The 2,462-nt window shown below is 68.0% G+C and carries 3 protein-coding genes; all 3 read right to left on the reverse strand.

What is annotated here, in order from left to right; all coding sequences use genetic code 11:
* A partial coding sequence (locus tag VET27_RS04650) for a molybdopterin-binding protein (protein ID WP_526515621.1) occupies positions 1–332 on the reverse strand: 332 nt, incomplete at its 3' end.
* A gap of 29 nt (positions 333–361) precedes the next feature.
* Complete coding sequence (locus VET27_RS04655; RefSeq protein ID WP_526515617.1) at positions 362–1,702, reverse strand: S1C family serine protease; 1,341 nt, start codon at positions 1,700–1,702, stop codon at positions 362–364.
* Positions 1,703–1,850: 148 nt separating this feature from the next.
* A partial coding sequence (locus VET27_RS04660) for a sensor histidine kinase (protein ID WP_526515619.1) occupies positions 1,851–2,462 on the reverse strand: 612 nt, incomplete at its 5' end.

A 2,462-nucleotide genomic window follows, 5' to 3' on the forward strand; every position in this document is an offset into this window, starting at 1 on the left:
TCGCGGTCGAGGATCGTTCTGGTGGCCTCGGGGGTGACGTCCCGTGGCGTCACCCCGGTGCCGCCCACGGAGACGACCAAGTCCACGCCACCGATGACGGCGGTGTTCAGGGCATTGCGAATCTCGATCTCGTCGGCCGAAACGACGACGACGCCATCGACGACGAACCCCGCCTCGCCCAGCAGCTCGGTGACCAGCGGACCGCTGTGGTCCTCTTCGTCTCCGTTAGCCGTCCGGTCGTCGACGACGACCACCAGCGCGCGGCCCACCAACTCACCTGGCTGTTCCATGAGTGCAACCGTATATCCCGACACCGACGGCGGCGCAGCCATCCTCAGCTCCGGGCGCCCCGGCGCCACGGTCACTGTTGCGCCTTCCCGAGGGTGACGTCCACCGTCTGCGGCTTCCCCGACGTGTCGAGGTACGTGAGCGTGACCTTCTCGCCGGGCGCCCTGGACCGCACGGCCGCCACGAGAGCGTCAGCACTATTGATCACCCGGTCGTCGACCTTGGTGACCACGACACCGCTGGGCAACCCCGCTGCTGCGGCCGCGCCACCGGCGGTGACGTCGACGATCTTCGCTCCGTCCACGCCGGCGTCATTGCCGACCTGAACGCCGAGCGAGGCGTGCGACGCGGTGCCGCTTTGGATCAGCTCGTCGGCGATGCGCTTGGCTTGGTCGACGGGAATGGCGAAGCCAAGGCCGATCGAGCCGCTCTGCGACTGCTCCGAGTCGCCGCCGAGCGTCGCGATGGCGGAGTTCACGCCGACGAGTTCGCCGTTCATGTTCACCAGCGCGCCACCGGAGTTGCCCGGGTTGATCGCGGCGTCGGTCTGAATGGCGTCGAGCACCGTGTTCTGGTTCTGTGCGTCACCGCCCGCGGCGACCGGCCGGTTCAACGCACTGACGATGCCGGTGGTGACGGTGCCTTCGAGCCCGAGGGGCGAGCCGATGGCGACGACGTCCTGACCGACGCGCAGATTGCCCGACGAACCGAGCGTGATCGGGGTCAGGCCGGAGGCTCCCGCGGCTTGAACGACGGCGATGTCGCTGCTCGGGTCGGTGCCGACCACCTTGAAGGTCGTCGTCGCGCCGTTGGCGAAGGTGACCTTGGTCTGAACGCCGGTGGGCGCACCCGGTCCGCCGTTGGCTGCCGCCACCACGTGGTTGTTGGTGAGGATGAGGCCATCGGTGGACAGGATGATGCCCGAGCCCTCCTCGGACTGCCTGCCCATGTCGGTCTCGAGCTTGACCACGCTGGGGACCACCTTGGCCGCCACCTGCTCGACCGAACCAGCGGGAAGGCTCGCTGCCGGTTCACTGGGCGCGGCGCCGCCGATCGACGAACTAAGCGTTGGCCTGCCGGGCTGCACCAGCGTCGCAACGCCACCACCGATGCCTGCGGACACGATGGCGATCGCCAGCGCGCCCACCGTCAAACGACCTGCGCGGGAACGCTTCTGGGGAGACGCGGGCGGCAGGGGCATCATCCGCGTGGGATCGCCGGTGCGATAGGGATCCTGCGGGCCACGGTAGGAGGGCGAGGACTGCGGCGGTTGCGTGGCGTAGCGCCAGTCGAAGGACTGCTGCGGATGGGCACCGGTCGGGTGCTGGCCGGGGTAGCCCGGCGCCGCGCCCTCCTGCGCACCTGGCCGATGCCCGGGCGGCGGTGGCGGCGAGTACCTCGGATGGTTCGTCATTGCGACTGGTTGCTCTTCTTTCGAGTAGTAATCGTCGGCGGTCTGCCATGCACAACGAAGCGGTTGCCTCCACAGTGCCCCCCCGGGGCTGAGAATCCACTTAGAGATCATTCGGGACTTGCCCAGACTTCTCGCGATTTCTCCCCGGTCACCCATTCTCGGCGCTGCCGGGGACCCCGTCCACCGCGCCGCCCCCGCGTGTCGTGGCCATGCGGTCACCGTTCTCGGTCAGCAGCCTGCCGGGAAGCAACAGGTGGATCGACGTCCCCGGCGGGTCCCCACCCGGCACGGTGTCGTCGATCCGAAGTGTCCCACCATGTTTCACGACGACCTGCTTGACGATCGCCAGACCGAGACCGGAGCCGGTCATCGCGCGTGCCGAAGTCGACCGGTAGAACCTCTCGAACACCAGCTGGCGCTCGGCAGGCGGGATGCCCGGTCCGAGGTCCGACACCACCAGCTCGGCCTGCATCGGATCGACCTGTACCATCCGCACCGCCACCCGGCCATTTGCCGGACTCCACTTCGCGGCGTTGTCGAGAAGGTTCAGCACCGCCCGCGACAAACCCGCTTCATCGCCGTACACCTGCCAACGGATGGTATAGACGTCGAACTCGATGTCGTTGCGGCGCCTGCGAACTCGTTCGAGACTGCGGTCGACGACGTCGGACAGGTCGACGGGTTCGTGAATCGTGACACCGGCGTCGTCCCTGGTGAGGTCCACCAGATCACCCACCAGTGTGGACAGTTCCTCGATCTG

Source organism: Mycobacterium sp. (genome assembly GCF_035633495.1).
In the GTDB taxonomy this organism is placed as follows: Bacteria; Actinomycetota; Actinomycetes; order Mycobacteriales; family Mycobacteriaceae; genus Mycobacterium.

Excerpts from the sequence above, each read along its gene's own strand:
- VET27_RS04655 (WP_526515617.1), bottom strand. The coding sequence starts at position 1,702 with ATGACGAACCATCCGAGGTACTCGCCGCCACCGCCGCCCGGGCATCGG.